This window comes from Pseudomonas sp. IT-P100, from assembly GCF_949767185.1.
Lineage (GTDB): Bacteria > Pseudomonadota > Gammaproteobacteria > Pseudomonadales > Pseudomonadaceae > Aquipseudomonas > Aquipseudomonas fluorescens_B.
Genome location: NZ_CATKQK010000022.1, coordinates 455,676 through 471,234 on the forward strand (window position 1 = coordinate 455,676; position 15,559 = coordinate 471,234).

Annotated in this window: 14 protein-coding genes; all 14 read left to right on the top strand. The window is 61.0% G+C overall.

Annotated features, from left to right (window positions below; genetic code table 11):
- Positions 1-3 precede the first annotated feature (3 nt).
- The 14 genes from ACM6IQ_RS18255 (at position 4) to ACM6IQ_RS18320 (ending at position 15,533) form a co-directional block, all read left to right on the top strand.
- Complete coding sequence (locus ACM6IQ_RS18255; RefSeq protein ID WP_017336653.1) at positions 4-1,626, top strand: methyl-accepting chemotaxis protein; 1,623 nt, start codon at positions 4-6, stop codon at positions 1,624-1,626.
- Positions 1,626-2,162: a chemotaxis protein CheW gene (locus ACM6IQ_RS18260; RefSeq protein WP_017336654.1), complete on the top strand. Its 537-nt coding sequence runs from the start codon at positions 1,626-1,628 to the stop codon at positions 2,160-2,162. Before ACM6IQ_RS18255 ends, ACM6IQ_RS18260 begins: the two co-directional genes overlap by 1 nt.
- Positions 2,159-3,427, top strand: coding sequence for a CheR family methyltransferase (locus ACM6IQ_RS18265; RefSeq protein WP_414879480.1), 1,269 nt, complete (start codon positions 2,159-2,161; stop codon positions 3,425-3,427). Before ACM6IQ_RS18260 ends, ACM6IQ_RS18265 begins: the two co-directional genes overlap by 4 nt.
- Positions 3,424-4,104, top strand: coding sequence for a chemotaxis protein CheW (locus ACM6IQ_RS18270; protein ID WP_414879481.1), 681 nt, complete (start codon positions 3,424-3,426; stop codon positions 4,102-4,104). Before ACM6IQ_RS18265 ends, ACM6IQ_RS18270 begins: the two co-directional genes overlap by 4 nt.
- Entirely contained in the window at positions 4,101-6,410 is a 2,310-nt protein-coding gene (locus ACM6IQ_RS18275; RefSeq protein WP_414879482.1) for a hybrid sensor histidine kinase/response regulator, read from the top strand. The genes ACM6IQ_RS18270 and ACM6IQ_RS18275 overlap by 4 nt, the downstream gene beginning before the upstream one ends.
- The gene (locus ACM6IQ_RS18280) at positions 6,407-7,417 is read left to right on the top strand and encodes a chemotaxis response regulator protein-glutamate methylesterase (protein ID WP_414879483.1); all 1,011 of its coding nucleotides are present in this window, start codon (positions 6,407-6,409) and stop codon (positions 7,415-7,417) included. Before ACM6IQ_RS18275 ends, ACM6IQ_RS18280 begins: the two co-directional genes overlap by 4 nt.
- A gap of 48 nt (positions 7,418-7,465) precedes the next feature.
- A complete protein-coding gene (locus ACM6IQ_RS18285; protein WP_017336659.1) occupies positions 7,466-8,467 on the top strand; it encodes a response regulator in 1,002 nt (333 codons plus the stop codon).
- Positions 8,468-8,715: 248 nt separating this feature from the next.
- Positions 8,716-9,811 (top strand): peptide chain release factor 2 gene (gene prfB / locus ACM6IQ_RS18290; protein ID WP_139272976.1). Its coding sequence is split into 2 segments (ribosomal slippage): positions 8,716-8,787 and positions 8,789-9,811, totalling 1,095 coding nucleotides; the frame shifts between segments, so codons are not numbered across the junction.
- A gap of 70 nt (positions 9,812-9,881) precedes the next feature.
- The gene (gene lysS, locus ACM6IQ_RS18295) at positions 9,882-11,384 is read left to right on the top strand and encodes a lysine--tRNA ligase (RefSeq protein ID WP_017336662.1); all 1,503 of its coding nucleotides are present in this window, start codon (positions 9,882-9,884) and stop codon (positions 11,382-11,384) included.
- A 102-nt stretch (positions 11,385-11,486) separates the two neighbouring features.
- On the top strand, positions 11,487-12,203 hold the full coding sequence (locus ACM6IQ_RS18300; RefSeq protein ID WP_031318424.1) for a TetR/AcrR family transcriptional regulator: 717 nt from the start codon (positions 11,487-11,489) through the stop codon (positions 12,201-12,203).
- 72 nt (positions 12,204-12,275) lie between these two features.
- Positions 12,276-12,830 (top strand): hypothetical protein, encoded by a 555-nt coding sequence (locus ACM6IQ_RS18305; RefSeq protein WP_414879484.1) that lies wholly within the window; start codon positions 12,276-12,278, stop codon positions 12,828-12,830.
- A 62-nt stretch (positions 12,831-12,892) separates the two neighbouring features.
- Entirely contained in the window at positions 12,893-14,143 is a 1,251-nt protein-coding gene (locus ACM6IQ_RS18310) for a flavohemoglobin expression-modulating QEGLA motif protein (protein WP_193393018.1), read from the top strand.
- A gap of 149 nt (positions 14,144-14,292) precedes the next feature.
- Positions 14,293-15,207 (top strand): alpha/beta hydrolase, encoded by a 915-nt coding sequence (locus ACM6IQ_RS18315; RefSeq protein ID WP_414879485.1) that lies wholly within the window; start codon positions 14,293-14,295, stop codon positions 15,205-15,207.
- Positions 15,204-15,533 (top strand): hypothetical protein, encoded by a 330-nt coding sequence (locus ACM6IQ_RS18320; RefSeq protein ID WP_017336667.1) that lies wholly within the window; start codon positions 15,204-15,206, stop codon positions 15,531-15,533. Before ACM6IQ_RS18315 ends, ACM6IQ_RS18320 begins: the two co-directional genes overlap by 4 nt.
- Positions 15,534-15,559: the final 26 nt, after the last annotated feature.

Sequence of the window (15,559 nt, forward strand, 5' to 3'; positions counted from 1 at the left end):
ACTGTGAAGAACTGGACGTTGCGCCAACGCATTTTGGCGAGCTTTGCGGTGATTATCGCCATCATGCTGCTGATGGTCGTCGTCTCGTATTCGCGGTTGCTGAAGATTGAAGCGAGCGAAGCCAGCGTTCGCGACGACGCGTTGCCCGGTTTGTATTACAGCTCAATGGTGCGTAGCGCCTGGGTAGACACTTACCTGCAAACCCAGGAAATGCTCGGCTTGAAAGAAGGGCAGGGTTTTAGCGCTGAAGAGGCCGAAAAATCCAAAACCTATCAAGCGCACCTGCAGGAGCAGATGGCCCGATATCAGGAAACCGTGACGACCGATGAAGACAAGGTCGAGTACGCCGTCTTCGAAAAGCTCCATGAGAACTACCACAAAGTCCTGGCCGCAGTGCACGACCTGCACAAGCGTAATCAGGAGGTCGAAGCCATCAAGATGTTCAACGAGCAGCTGACCCCGGCCTGGACCGCAGGTCGCATGAAGCTCAACGACATCATTCGCGAAAACAAAGCAGTGGCAGATGTTGATGTTGCGAACATCGATGATGCCGTGATCACCGCGAAAGTCATCATGGGCATCTCCCTGCTGGTGGCGATATTGGCCGCCGGCCTCTGCGGTCTGTTGCTGATGCGCGCGATCATGGCGCCGATGAACCGCATCGTGCAGATCCTCGAAATCATGCGCACCGGCGACCTCAGCAGCCGCTTGAACCTGGAGCGCAAGGACGAATTCGGCGCCGTGGAAACCGGCTTCAACGACATGATGACCGAGCTGACGTCGCTGGTGTCCCAGGCTCAACGCTCGTCGGTGCAGGTCACCACGTCGGTCACCGAGATCGCCGCCACCTCCAAGCAACAACAAGCCACCGCTACGGAAACCGCCGCCACCACCACGGAAATCGGCGCGACATCCCGTGAAATCGCCGCCACCTCGCGGGATCTGGTACGCACCATGACCGAAGTGTCCACCGCTGCCGATCAGGCCTCGGTGGCTGCCGGTTCCGGACAGCAGGGCCTGGCGCGGATGGAAGAAACCATGCATTCGGTGATGGGCGCAGCCGATCTGGTCAACGCCAAACTGGCGATCCTCAACGAAAAGGCCGGCAACATCAATCAGGTGGTGGTGACCATCGTCAAGGTCGCCGACCAGACCAACCTTCTTTCCTTGAACGCGGCCATTGAAGCCGAGAAGGCCGGTGAATACGGCCGCGGGTTTGCCGTGGTCGCCACCGAAGTGCGGCGTCTGGCGGACCAGACCGCCGTGGCCACTTACGACATCGAACAGATGGTGCGCGAGATCCAGTCGGCGGTGTCGGCGGGGGTCATGGGCATGGACAAGTTTTCCGAAGAAGTGCGCCGCGGCATGTCCGAGGTGCAGCAGGTCGGCGAACAGCTGTCGCAGATCATCCATCAGGTTCAGGCGCTGGCGCCGCGGGTGTTGATGGTCAACGAAGGCATGCAGGCCCAGGCCACCGGTGCCGAACAGATCAACCACGCGCTGGTGCAGTTGGGCGATGCCAGCAGCCAGACCGTCGAGTCCCTGCGCCAGGCCAGTTTTGCCATCGACGAACTGAGCCAGGTGGCCGTCGGGCTGCGTAGCGGCGTTTCGCGATTCAAAGTCTGATGAGCGAACTCACGGCCAAACGCACCGCCGTGAAGCCGGCGATGCAGGCGTTGTTTCTGCTGTTTCGCATCGGCAGCGAACGCTATGCCCTGCAAGCGATCGAGGTGGCGGAAGTGCTGCCGCGTCTGCCGTTGAAGCCGATTCCCCGCGCACCGGACTGGGTCGCCGGAGTGTTCGCCTATCGCGGCGCGGTGGTGCCGGTCATCGACCTCAGTGCGCTGACGTTCGGTTTGCCGGCTCAGGCCCGCACCAGCACGCGCCTGGTGCTGGTCAATTACCGCCCGGACGAAACCGTTGACGCGCAGTTGCTCGGGCTGATCCTGGAACAGGCGACCGACACGCTGCGCTGCAACCCGGCGGATTTCCAGCCTTATGGCCTCGACAATCGCCAGGCGCCTTACCTCGGACCTGTTCGCGAAGATGCGCAAGGTTTGCTGCAATGGGTGCGTGTCGCTGACCTGCTGGATGAACAGGTTCGCGCACTGCTGTTTCCGTCACCGCCACTGGATCCGGCGTTGTTTGAGGAGCGGCCATGAGCAGCGACCAGCGGTTTTTCGATTTTCTCAAGGAACGCATCGGCCTCGACGTAACCTCGGTGGGCCCGGCGATCATCGAGCGTGCCGTGCGCCAGCGCAGCACTGCATCGCGGTCGCAGACGGCCGATGAGTATTGGCACACCTTGCAGAGCTCGCTGGATGAGCAGCAAGCGCTGATCGAAGCGGTGATCGTTCCCGAAACCTGGTTTTTCCGTTACCCGGAATCCTTTGCCACCCTGGCGAAACTGGCGACCAAACGCCTGACCGACATCAACCACATGCGTGCGCTGCGAATCCTCAGCCTGCCGTGTTCCACTGGCGAAGAACCCTATTCCATTGCCATGGCGTTACTGGATGCCGGATTCAAGCCACACCAGTTCAAAGTCGAAGGCATGGACGTCAGCCCGCTGTCGGTGGAAAAAGCCAGGCGCGCGCTGTACGGCAAGAACTCGTTTCGTGGCCAGGACCTTGCTTTCCGCGAACGGCATTTCAGCGTTGCGGACGATGGCTATCGCCTCAGCGAGCGAGTCCTGGAACAGGTGCGTTTGCAGGTCGGCAATCTGCTGGATCCGGCGTTGCTGGCCAACGAACCACCGTATGACTTCGTGTTCTGCCGCAACCTGCTGATCTATTTCGATCAGCCGACTCAACAACAAGTCTTCGAAGTGCTCAAGCGTCTGACCCATGTCGATGGTGTGCTGTTTATCGGCCCGGCCGAGGGCAGTTTGCTGGGGCGCTTTGGCATGCGCTCGATTGGCATTGCGCAGTCTTTCGCGTTCAGTCGCCAGAGCGCCCCGGCGCCTGAACCTGTTCCAGCCTTTGTGCCGACACGGCTGCCGGCGCGCCAGCCGGTGCGCAGCGTGACGCCGCCGCCCGTTCGCAACCGGCCTTTCGCAACCGTGACGCCGCTGCCGTTGGTGGTGAAAGCCGTCAACCCGGACGCCGCCACGTTGCTGGCCAACATCGCCGCACTGGCCAACGAAGGCAAAAGCGCCGAAGCTCGCGCCGCGTGCGAACGCTATTTGCGCAGCCATGAACCGGTGGCCCAGGTGTTTTACTGGCTCGGCCTGCTCAGCGATGTTGCCGGCAGTGCTTTCGAAGCCCAGGGTTTCTATCGCAAGGCGTTGTACCTCGAACCGCAACATCCCGACGCGTTGATGCACCTGGCGGCCTTGCTGCAATCCCAGGGCGACACGGCGGGCGCCCGACGATTGCAGGACCGCGCCGCCCGCAGCGAGCGCGTAGACAGTGAGCGCAAACGATGACCGCCGACACCTTTAGCCTCACCCATGAAGATGCCCAGGCCATCGACGATTGCTGGAACCGCATCGGTATCCACGGCGACAAGTCCTGCCCGCTGCTGATCGACCATATTCACTGCCGCAACTGCGCGGTGTATTCGGCCGCCGCCACGCGTTTGCTTGACCGCTACGCGTTGCAGCAGGATGACCGCGGGCAAGTCTCGGTCGCGGTCGAAAGCGATGTGAAAACCCGCTCGCTGTTGATGTTCCGCCTCGGTGAAGAATGGCTGGGCCTGGCCACCCGCAGCCTGGTGGAAGTGGCGCCGCTGCAAGCCATCCATTCCCTGCCGCACCAGCGCTCCCGGGCCTTGCTTGGCGTGGCGAACGTGCGCGGCGCGCTGGTGGCGTGCCTCTCGCTGGTGGAACTGCTGGGGCTGGACGCCACCAGCAGCGTGGCTTCAGGCGCGCGCGTGATGCCGCGCATGTTGATCATTGCCGCCCACGGGGGGCCGGTGGTGGTGCCGGTGGACGAAGTCGACGGCATCCATGCCATCGACGAACGCACCCTCGACGCGGCGTCCCTCTCCGGTAGCCAGGCGAGCGCCAAATACACCCGTGGCGTGTTGCAATTCAAAGGTCGCAGCCTGCGCTGGCTGGATGAAGAACAGCTGCTGTCCGCCGTGACCCGGAGCCTCACATGACCCCCGAGCAAATGCGCGACGCCTCGTTGCTGGAACTGTTCAGCCTGGAAGCCGAAGCCCAGACCCAGGTGTTGAGCGCGGGTCTGCTGGCGCTTGAACGCGATCCGACCCAGGCCGTGCACCTCGAGTCGTGCATGCGTGCGGCCCACTCGCTCAAGGGCGCGGCGCGGATCGTCGGGGTCGATGCCGGGGTCAGCGTTGCCCATGTGATGGAAGATTGCCTGGTCAGTGCCCAGGAAGGCCGATTGTATCTGCGCCCCGAGCACATAGATGCCTTGCTGCAGGGCACCGATTTGCTGATGCGCATCGCTACGCCGAACAACGGGCCAACGCCGGCGGACATCGATAGTTATGTGGGCTTGATGGGGCGTCTGCTGGATCCGCTGGCACTTGCCGCGCCGATCAGCACGCCGATTGCGCCATTCATGACCGGTCCGGAAGTCCCATCCCTCGAACGGTTGACTCCAGAAATCGAGCCAGTCATCGCCGCGCCCGAAGCGCCGGAGGTGCCAGTCGAACCCGTCGCACCGCGTAACACCAAGCGCACCACCGAAAACGGCGAGCGTGTCTTGCGGGTCACGGCCGAACGCTTGAACAGCCTGCTCGACCTGTCGAGTAAATCCCTGGTGGAAACCCTGCGGCTCAAACCGCACCTGGCCACCATGCAGCGTTTGAAACGCCTGCAGAATAACGGCCTGCGGGCACTGGAAAACCTCAACGTCCACCTCAAGGAGCAGGCCTTGAGCCTGGAGGCCCGGGAAGCCCTCGAAGATGCTCGGCGGTTGCTGGCGGAATCCCAGCAATTGCTGGTGGAAAAAAACGCCGAACTGGATGAGTTCGCCTGGCAGGCCAGTCAACGGGCGCAGGTGTTGTACGACACGGCGCTGGCCTGTCGCATGCGGCCGTTTGCCGATGTGCTGACCGGCCAGGTGCGCATGGTCCGTGACCTGGGTCGCAGCCTTGGCAAACAGGTACGTCTGGAGATCGAGGGCGAGAAAACCCAGGTCGACCGCGACGTTCTGGAAAAACTCGAAGCGCCGCTGACGCACCTGCTGCGTAACGCCGTCGATCATGGCATTGAATCCCCGGGGCAACGGTTGCTGGCCGGCAAACCTGAAGAAGGTTTGATCCGCCTGCGCGCGTCCCATCAGGCCGGTCTGCTGGTACTGGAATTGAGCGATGACGGCAACGGCGTCGATCTGGAAAAGGTCCGCCGCAGCATCATCGAGCGTCAGTTGTCTCCGCCGGAAACCGCCGCGCAGTTGAGCGAAGAGGAACTGCTGACGTTTCTGTTCCTGCCGGGGTTCAGCCTGCGGGACAAGGTCACCGAAGTGTCTGGGCGCGGCGTCGGGCTGGACGCGGTTCAGCACATGGTCCGTCAGTTGCGCGGTGCGGTGGTGCTGGAGCAGGCGGCGGGCGAGGGCAGCCGTTTCCACCTCGAAGTGCCGCTGACGCTGTCGGTGGTGCGCAGTCTGGTGGTGGAAGTCGGCGACGAGGCGTATGCGTTTCCGCTGGCTCACATCGAGCGCATGTGCGATCTGGAGCCGGAGGACATCGTGCAGGTCGAAGGCCGTCAGCACTTCTGGTACGAAGGCCGGCACGTCGGATTGGTCGCCGCAAGCCAATTGCTCCAGCGCCCGGCAAATCAGAACAGTCACCAAACGCTCAAGGTCGTGGTAATCCGCGAGCGCGATGCGATCTACGGCGTCGCGGTCGAGCGGTTCATCGGCGAGCGCACGCTGGTGGTTTTGCCGCTGGACGAACGTCTGGGCAAGGTGCAGGACATTTCTGCCGGCGCCTTGCTCGACGACGGTTCGGTGGTGCTGATTGTCGACGTCGAAGACATGCTGCGGTCCGTGGATAAACTGCTCAATACCGGTCGCCTGGAACGTATTGCCCGCCACAGTAATCAGGCGCCCGAAGCGGCGCGCAAACGGGTGCTGGTGGTCGACGATTCGCTGACCGTTCGCGAGTTGCAGCGCAAATTGTTGGTCAATCGCGGCTACGACGTGGCCGTGGCGGTGGATGGCATGGATGGCTGGAACGCCCTGCGTTCGGAGGATTTCGATCTGCTGATTACCGATATCGACATGCCGCGCATGGATGGCATCGAACTGGTGTCTTTATTGCGCCGGGACAATCGATTGCAATCGCTGCCGGTTATGGTGGTGTCTTACAAGGACCGTGAAGAAGACCGTCGTCGTGGACTGGACGCCGGGGCCGACTATTATCTAGCCAAAGCCAGTTTTCATGACGACGCCCTGCTTGATGCAGTGGTTGAGCTCATCGGAGGAGCGCGGGCATGAAAATCGCAATCGTCAACGACATGCCCATGGCGGTAGAGGCTTTGCGCCGCGCCTTGGCGTTTGAGCCAGCGCACGAGGTGATCTGGGTCGCCGGCAATGGGGCCGAAGCGGTGCAACGTTGCGTGGAAAACACCCCGGACCTGATCCTGATGGACCTGATCATGCCGGTGATGGACGGCGTCGAGGCGACCCGACGGATCATGGCGGAGACGCCGTGCGCCATTGTGATTGTCACGGTCGACCGCCAGCAGAACGTGCATCGGGTGTTCGAGGCCATGGGGCATGGGGCGCTGGATGTGGTGGATACGCCCGCGATCGGTGCCGGCAATGCCCAGGAAGCCGCGGCGCCGCTACTGCGCAAGATCCTGAACATCAGCTGGCTGATCGGCGGCAAGGGTAATCAGGTGCGCCCCCCGCCGAGTCCGTTGCGCCACTCGGGCTCCCGACAGAAATTGATCGCCATCGGTTCGTCCGCGGGCGGCCCTGCGGCGCTGGAAGTGCTGCTAAAGGGCCTGCCGCGAGATTTTACGGCGGCCATTGTGCTGGTCCAGCACGTCGACCAGGTGTTCGCCGCCGGCATGGCCGAATGGCTCAGCAGTGCCAGCGGCCTGAACGTGCGCCTGGCCCAGGAGGGGGAGCCGCCGCAGCCGGGCACCGTGTTGCTGGCTGGCACCAACCACCATATTCGCCTCCTGAAAAACGGCACGCTGGCGTACACCGCCGAGCCGGTCAACGAGATCTATCGGCCCTCGATCGATGTGTTTTTCGAGAGCGTGGCCAGTTACTGGAATGGCGATGCCGTGGGTGTTTTGTTGACCGGGATGGGGCGCGATGGCGCGCAGGGGCTTAAACTCATGCGTCAACAGGGCTACCTGACCATCGCTCAGGACCAACAAAGCAGCGCAGTCTATGGCATGCCGAAAGCGGCAGCGGCCATCGACGCGGCTGTGGAGATTCGCCCGCTGGACAAGATAGCGCCACGATTGCTGGAGATTTTCGCCAAATGACTACGCTTAGCAGCAATCCTGGTCCAGGTAGTATTCAGGTGACCGAACATGACTGACTTACAGCTCGACGGCTTCAAAACCGACGAAAACGCCGCGATGGTGTTGTTGGTGGACGATCAGGCCATGATCGGCGAGGCGGTTCGCCGCGGGTTGTCGAATGAAGAAAACATCGACTTCCACTTCTGCGCCGATCCGCATCAGGCGATTGCCCAGGCAATCCGGATCAAGCCGACCGTGATCCTGCAGGATCTGGTCATGCCCGGCCTCGACGGCCTGAGCCTGGTGCGTGAATACCGCAATCACCCGGCCACCAAGGATATTCCGATCATTGTGCTGTCGACCAAGGAGGACCCGCTGATCAAAAGCGCGGCATTCGCGGCCGGGGCCAATGATTATCTGGTGAAACTACCGGACAACATCGAGCTGGTGGCGCGTATTCGCTATCACTCGCGCTCCTACATGACCCTGTTGCAACGCGATGCGGCGTACCGCGCGTTGCGGGTCAGCCAACAGCAATTGCTCGACACCAACCTGGTGCTGCAACGCCTGATGAACTCGGACGGCCTGACCGGGCTGTCGAACCGTCGTCACTTCGACGAGTACCTGGAGCTGGAGTGGCGCCGTTCGTTGCGTGATCAGAGCCAATTGTCGTTGCTGATGATCGATGTGGACTACTTCAAGTCCTACAACGACAACTTTGGCCACCTCGAAGGCGACGAAGCCTTGCGCAAGGTCGCCACAGCCATCCGTGACGCCAGCGCCCGGCCTTCGGACCTGCCGGCCCGTTATGGCGGTGAAGAATTTGCGCTGGTCCTGCCCAACACCACGCCGGGGGGCGCGCGACTGGTCGCGGAGAAACTGCGCCAGACCGTGGCCGCGCTGAAGATCCCGCACATTTCACCGACCGAAGGCTCAAGCCTGACCATCAGCATCGGCCTGTCGACCATGACCCCACAACCGGGCGCCGATTGCCGGCAATTGATCTCGGCGGCGGACAAGGGGCTGTACCTGGCGAAGAACAATGGGCGTAATCAGGTCGGCATCGAGTAACCCGCGACCGGATCTCCGCCTGGCAAATTCCCCCTGTGGCGAGGGAGCTTGCTCCCGCCGGGTCGCGCAGCGGCCTTTTTCACCGAAGGGACTGCTGCGCAGTCCAGCGGGAGCGAGCTCCCTCGCCACAGGTTGCTCGGTGTTCGCTTTAATCAATCGCCGCTAAAGCCGCCAGGCGGGCTGCCGAGACAGTCTGATTACGTTATACTCGCCGGCTTTCAAAAGTTCGCCAACGAGTGCTGCCCGCCATGGAAATCAACCCGATCCTTAACAGTATCAAGGACCTGTCCGAGCGCTCCGAAACTATTCGGGGGTATCTTTGACTACGATCAAAAGCATGAGCGTCTGACTGAAGTCAATCGCGAGCTTGAAGATCCGTCTGTCTGGAACAACCCGTCGTACGCTCAGGAACTGGGCCGCGAGCGGTCCCTGCTGGCGCAGATCGTCGAAACCCTCGACGAAATGCACACCGGCCTGGCCGACGCCAAAGACCTGCTGCTGATGTCCGCAGAGGAAGAAGACCAGGCCGCCGTCGATGACGTCGCCGCCGAAGTCGAGCGTCTGCGCGAGTCCCTGGAAAAACTCGAATTCCGTCGCATGTTCAGCGGTGAAATGGACGCCAACAACGCCTACCTGGACATCCAGGCCGGCTCCGGCGGCACCGAGGCCCAGGACTGGGCCAACATCCTGCTGCGCATGTACCTGCGCTGGGCTGACAAACGCGGTTTCGACGCGACCATCATGGAACTGTCGGCCGGTGAAGTCGCCGGGATCAAGGGCGCCACCGTGCACATCAAGGGCGAATACGCCTTTGGCTGGCTGCGTACCGAAATCGGCGTGCACCGTCTGGTGCGCAAGAGCCCGTACGACTCGGGCAACCGCCGTCACACCTCGTTCTCGGCCGTGTTCGTGTCGCCGGAAATCGATGACAACATCGAAATCGACATCAACCCGTCGGACCTGCGCATCGACACCTACCGCTCCTCCGGTGCCGGTGGTCAGCACGTAAACACCACCGACTCGGCCGTACGGATTACCCACGTACCGACCAACACCGTGGTCAGCTGCCAGAACGAACGCTCCCAGCACGCCAACAAAGACACCGCGATGAAAATGTTGCGGGCGCGCTTGTACGAGCAGGAAGTGCAGAAACGCAATGCCGCCTCGCAAGCCCTGGAAGAGACCAAGTCGGACATCGGCTGGGGTCACCAGATCCGCTCCTACGTTCTCGATGCGTCGCGAATCAAGGATTTGCGCACTAACATCGAACGCAGCGATTGCGACAAGGTGCTCGACGGCGACATCGACGAATACCTGGTGGCGAGCCTGAAACAAGGGCTGTAACCGCCAGTCAAGACCTCAAGTCCCCCGTCATCGGCGGGGGCAACGAACCTGTGATGGAATTTTTAAAGACATGAGCGACCTAGAACTCGACCCGCAAGCCCTGCAACAGGAAGAAAACTCCCTGATCGCCCTGCGCAAGGAAAAGCTTGCCGCCGAGCGCGCCAAGGGCAATGCCTTCCCGAACGACTTCCGCCGCGACAACTACTGCGAAGACTTGCAGAAACAGTACGCGGACAAGACCAAGGAAGAGCTCGCAGAGGCTGCAATCCCGGTCAAGGTTGCCGGTCGCATCATGCTCAACCGTGGCTCGTTCATGGTGATCCAGGACATGTCCGGTCGCATCCAGGTTTACGTCAACCGTAAAACCCTGTCCGAAGAAACCCTGGCGGCAGTGAAAACCTGGGACCTGGGCGACATCATTGCCGCCGAAGGCACCCTGGCCCGTTCCGGCAAGGGCGACCTGTACGTTGAAATGACCAGCGTGCGCCTGCTGACCAAATCCCTGCGCCCGTTGCCCGACAAGCACCATGGCCTGTCCGACACCGAACAGCGCTACCGCCAGCGTTACGTTGACCTGATCGTCAACGATGACGTACGCCAGACCTTCCGCGTGCGTTCGCAAGTGATTGCGCACATCCGCAGCTTCCTGATGAAGCGCGACTTCCTCGAAGTCGAAACGCCGATGCTGCAAACCATCCCGGGCGGCGCGGCCGCCAAGCCGTTCGAAACGCACCACAACGCGCTGGACATGGAAATGTTCCTGCGTATCGCGCCTGAGCTGTACCTCAAGCGCCTGGTGGTTGGCGGTTTCGAGAAAGTGTTCGAGATCAACCGCAACTTCCGCAACGAAGGCGTTTCGACCCGTCACAACCCTGAATTTACCATGTTGGAGTTCTACCAGGCGTACGCCGACTACGAAGACAACATGGACCTGACCGAAGAACTGTTCCGCGAGCTGGCGCAGCTGGTGCTGGGCAGCACCGACGTGCCGTACGGCGACAAGGTGTTCCACTTCGGCGAACCGTTCGTGCGTCTGTCGGTGTTCGATTCGATCCTCAAGTACAACCCTGAGCTGACCGCTGACGACCTGACCGACATCGAAAAGGCCCGCGCCATCGCCAAGAAGGCCGGCGCCAAGGTGCTGGGCTTCGAAGGCCTGGGCAAGCTGCAGGTGATGATTTTCGAAGAGCTGGTCGAGCACAAGCTGGAGCAGCCGCACTTCATTACCCAGTACCCGTTCGAAGTGTCGCCGCTGGCCCGTCGTAACGATGACAACCCGAACGTCACCGACCGTTTCGAGCTGTTCATCGGCGGCCGTGAAATCGCCAACGCCTACTCCGAGTTGAACGACGCGGAAGACCAGGCCGAGCGCTTCATGGCGCAGGTGGCCGACAAGGACGCCGGCGACGACGAAGCCATGCACTACGACGCTGACTTCGTTCGCGCGTTGGAGTACGGCATGCCGCCAACGGCGGGTGAAGGGATCGGCATCGACCGCCTGGTGATGCTGTTGACCAACTCCCCGTCGATCCGCGACGTGATCCTGTTCCCGCACATGCGGCCGCAAGCGTAAGTGTTTCAATTAAAAAGCCGCCTGAAATGGGCGGCTTTTTATTGCCTGTCTGGTACAAACGTATCAATTGGTTACTTTTGAAGTAAGAGAGGAATACCTGCCGTGAATCGCGCAATGGCTCAAGAAGGTGCAGCGGGTGTCGCCACTGCGGTCGCTGAAAGTGTTCAGTACCAGGGCCGCAAGGCCAGCCGCCAGGGCAGTGAGCAGCGTCGACAGGACATTCTCGATGCCGCCATGCGTATTGTCGTGCGCGATGGCGTGCGGGCCGTTCGTCACCGTGCGGTCGCCGCTGAAGCCGGTGTGCCATTGTCGGCCACCACCTACTATTTCAAGGACATCGATGACCTGCTCACCGATACCTTCGCCCAATACGTGGAGCGCAGCGCGGCGTTCATGGCCAAGTTGTGGGTCAACAATGAAGGCTTGCTGCGCGAGATGGTCGTCAGCGGCGATGGCAGTGCCGAGTCGCGCTCGCAGCTGGCGGACGATATTGCGCGGTTGATGGCGGACTATGTCCATCGACAACTGATCAACCGCCGCGAACATTTGATGGCCGAGCAAGCGTTTCGTCAGGAAGCGTTGCTCAACCCCCGCCTGGCGGAGTTGGTGCGCTCGCACCAGCAAATTCTCCTGCAGGGCACGTGTCAGCTTTTCCAGGTTTTGGGTTCCCGTGAACCCCAACAAGATGCCAAAGTGTTGACGGCGATTATCGGACGGATGGAATATCAGGGGCTGCTCAACGAAGCCGAGCCTGCCGCCGAAGCCGAAATGCTCGGCATCCTGACGCGGTACATGCATTTGGTATTGGCATCGGTGTGATCCATTGTGGTGCCCGCTTCCACAGGTTCGGTGGCCGCATCAAGCCGGCGTATGTTTCAAAGGGAGTGTTGAATGAAAGCCTGGCGCGTCGTTGTGATCGCCTTGTCGTTCCTGCTGCTCAGTGGCTGCCTGGTGACTTTCAAGGAGCCACTGCCCACGAGCGACCCTGCGCCCAAGGGATTACTCGGCAAATGGACCAGCACCAACGCCTGGGGCGAACCGATGAACCTGGAGCTGACACGTATCGGCGACAATCGCTATCAGGCGGTCAGCTACTTCAAGGCCAAACCCAAGGAGCGCGAAGCCTATCCCTTCACCGTCTCGCGCCATGGCAGCCGCTGGTACCTGTCGGCGAAAGTGCCGGCGCAGTTCGGCGGGCATTTCACCATTGCCGGTTTTGAACTCACCGACAAGCACGAACTGGTGGTCTACAACCTCGACCTCGAGCAGATCAACCAGGCCCTGGTGCAGAAAGCTCTCAGCGGCGAGGGCTTTCAGACGGACGATGGCGACGGCGTGCTGATCAACACCGACATGGATCAGGTCTTCGCTTACCTCGATGATCCGGCCAACTCCGATGTCTTCGTCGAGGCCGTGCGCTATCAGCGCCTGGCCAAAGCCAAATAAACCCAGCACATAACGGTTTCTTACAGGAGTTTCGGGTGGACGATTACCAGCAGACGATACGCATGTTGTCCGATCGCATTGTGCTGGCGCAGACGCCGATTCGCGTCCTGGATGCGGTGAAGTGGGACGAAAGCATCCGCAAGGGTTTCCTCAAGGGCAAGGGCAAGGAAATGCCGGCGGTGGACCGCGATTACTACCTCAATCGCCCGCTGTCGTTCGATTCCAGCAAAGTGAAGCTGGAGTTCCAGAACATCGAGCGTGACATCACCCGCCAGCTCGGCCAGTTCAACCCGGTCGGCCAGATCATGCGGCGCATGTGCAAGGAATACCGGATGGTGGTGCGCATGCTCGAAGCGCGCGGCACCGAGGACTTCGGCCTGATTTCCCAAGAGTTGTACGGCGCGGCGTCCGATGCGTTTCACGCGGGGGACCCGACCCTGTCCGACCTGGGCCTGATGCTCTCCGATTACCTGAACAACATCGATGGCCGGGGCGATCTGAAGGATGAACCGAAGATCCTCACCGCCAAGGATGCCGTGCATTTGCTGCAAACCCGGCTGAGCAAAGTGTTTGGCGAGGCCGAGGAAACCATTCGGGTGTTCGAGTCCGACGGGATTGTTGCCGATGCGGCGGCCGGCGCCGACTACATCAAGATCCGCACCGACGCGATGTTCAACGAGCGCGACGTGCGCGCCCTCGAAGTCCATGAAGGGCTGGTGCATGTCGGCACTACGCTCAACGGTCTGAACCAACCGATCTGCACCTTCCTGTCCAAGGGGCCACCGTCGTCGACCGTGACCCAGGAAGGCCTGGCGATCCTGATGGAAATCATCACCTTCGCCTCCTACCCGAGCCGTCTGCGCAAACTGACCAACCGCACCCGCGCCATTCACATGGTGGAGGAGGGCGCAGACTTCCTGCAGATCTTCGAGTTCTTCCGCGAACAGGGCTTTGAGATGGCGGAAAGCTACGGCAACGCCAGTCGGGTTTTCCGTGGTTCGGTACCGAACGGTCTGCCATTTACCAAAGACTTGTCCTACCTCAAGGGCTTTATCATGGTTTACAACTACATTCAGTTGGCCGTGCGCAAGGGCAAGCTTGAGCAAGTGCCGCTGCTGTTTTGCGGCAAGACCACGCTGGAGGACATGCGCACCTTGCGCCAGTTGGTCGATGAAGGATTGGTGGTGCCGCCCAAATATCTGCCGGAACAGTTCCGCGACATGAACGCGCTGTCGGCGTGGATGTGCTTCTCCAACTTCCTGAATCACTTGAGCCTGGACCGGATCGAAGCGGATTACTCCAATATTTTGTGACGATAATGCAATCTACTGTGGGAGCGAGCCTGCTCGCGATAGCGGCCTGACATTCAACATTGATGTTGCCTGATACACCGCTATCGCGAGCAGGCTCGCACACAGGGGAAAGGTGTATTTCCACCCAAATTTTCGCGAGGTTTCAACGGATGAGAATCCTCGGCATCCTTTGCCTTCTCCTGACCCTCGGCGGTTGCAGCTCCTTGCTGTTCTACCCCGAACCCGGCCAGTTGTTCACCCCGGAAAAAGCCAAACTCGAATACCGCGACGTGACCCTCACCACCGCCGACGGCCTCAAGCTGCATGGCTGGTGGCTGCCGGCGAAAAAAGGCGTCGAGGTCAAAGGCACGGTGCTGCACCTGCACGGCAACGGCGGCAATCTGCCCATGCATCTGGGCGGCAGCTGGTGGTTGCCGGAAGAGGGCTATCAAGTGCTGCTGATCGATTATCGCGGCTACGGTTTATCCGAAGGTGAACCGAGTTTGCCGGCGATCTATCAGGACATCGACGCCGCGTTCAAATGGCTCGACCAGGCGCCGGAGGTCAGAGGCAAACCGCTGATCCTGCTCGGGCAAAGCCTCGGTGGCTCAATGGCCGTGCACTACCTGGTTCAGCATCCCGAACGCCAGAAACAACTCAAGGCCTTTGTCCTCGATGGCGTGCCCGCCAGTTATCGCAGCATCGGCCAGTTCGCCCTCAGCAATTCCTGGCTGACCTGGGCGTTCCAGGTGCCGCTGTCGTGGCTGGTGCCGGACGGTGACAGCGCGATCCACTCCATGGAGCAGCTCAATGGCGTGCCGAAACTGATCTACCACAGCATCGACGATCCGATCGTGCCTCTTTCCAATGGCATCCGTCTGTATCAAGCTGCGCCGCCACCGAGGGTGCTGCAACTGACCCGTGGTGGGCATGTGCAGACGTTCGCCGACCCGGTCTGGCGCAAAGTCATGCTGCGATACCTCGATGACCCGCAGCATTTCAACGGTCTGCGCCGCCTGGGCGAAATCCCCAATTACCCGGCACCCCCGAATTCAGAAGATGAACCACCAGAGAGCCCGCAATGAGTGAAGAACGTAACGCCATCCCGCTGATCATCACCGGTATCTGCAGCATCCTCGGCACCGTGGGTGCCCTGTGGTGGTACGGCTACCTGCACTTCGCCAAACCCGAGGACGCGCTGCTGTTGAGCGAATTCACAATGCTCAAGACCGTGCCCGGCGAAGACTACAAGATCTCCCTGCAGCCGGCCGCGCAAGTGGCTCAGTGCATCGATGGCGTGCTGGTCATGTTCGACACCGAGCAGAAAGGCCTGACCGGTGTGTTGGTCAACAGCAAGAGAAAAGCCGTGCGCTGCATGGGGCAGGAAACCCCACAGAAGCTGGAGCCCTAGACAGCGGCATAACGGGCTCCCCTTCG